Raw genomic sequence first — 787 nt, forward strand, 5'->3', positions numbered from 1 at the left:
TGGTAGGCGCTTGCCAGCCCCCATTCCGGACTTTCACCGTATAGATGACGCCCATGCTGGGCGTACACAGAGAACAAAGCCCCTTTATCAGGGCTTTGTTTTTTTGAACTGAGTTGTAAATGAAGAGCAAGGAAAGTCAATATTGATGCATAGAATCGGCGTAGAGCTGTTGCTACATCGAGTCAAGGATAATGTCGGGAAGTCCAAGCTTACGAAAGTTGCGGCAACAAGGTCGCGAGGCTCCCTGGCTTCGGTTTTGCTGCGGATGTTCACGGGCGTGGCAGAACAACTTTTACGTTCGTTCCCTTCACAAAATCATCAGCTTTCAACGGATTCCCCTTGTCGTCCTGAAAATCGTTTCATCTGTAATGGTTACTCCGCAACCGTATCAAATGCTGTCGATTGCGCCTTTCTTGCCGATATTGACCTCATCCGAGCAATCCACTTCGAAACGGTCCGGGGCGATTTGCTCGATTTGTCCATCGACTTCCCCGACGGTCCAATCCTCGTGTCCGCAACCGGACACGATTCCCAGCATGACGAGCAGGCTCATGATTCGTAACATAGCCGACCTCCGATCCGAAACGCAATATACGATATGACGTTCGGGAACCGGCGGAAGTTGCGGAAGACTCCAGAATCGTCAAGATTGCTGGATCATGTGCCAGTTAGTAGAACAGGCTGCCGGCAGTCTGGTGTCATTGTGCTATAGTGTCCCGTCCCTCGTTTTTAAGGGTTTATCTCACATATACTCACTCATTCGCAGGATTTCGTCACCTTGGATCAA

Annotated in this window: 1 protein-coding gene; it reads right to left on the reverse strand. The window is 50.1% G+C overall.

Annotation, left to right across the window (positions count from 1 at the left end; translation table 11 throughout):
• Window positions 1-388 precede the first annotated feature (388 nt).
• Entirely contained in the window at window positions 389-565 is a 177-nt protein-coding gene (locus ACFPYJ_RS29910; protein WP_379191913.1) for a hypothetical protein, read from the reverse strand.
• Window positions 566-787: the final 222 nt, after the last annotated feature.

The organism is Paenibacillus solisilvae (assembly GCF_042656405.1).
Classification (GTDB): Bacteria; Bacillota; Bacilli; order Paenibacillales; family Paenibacillaceae; genus Paenibacillus_Z; species Paenibacillus_Z solisilvae.

What these genes read in the sequence shown, in the direction of transcription:
- ACFPYJ_RS29910 (WP_379191913.1), bottom strand. Translation starts at nt 565, where the DNA reads ATGTTACGAATCATGAGCCTGCTCGTCATGCTGGGAATCGTGTCCGGT.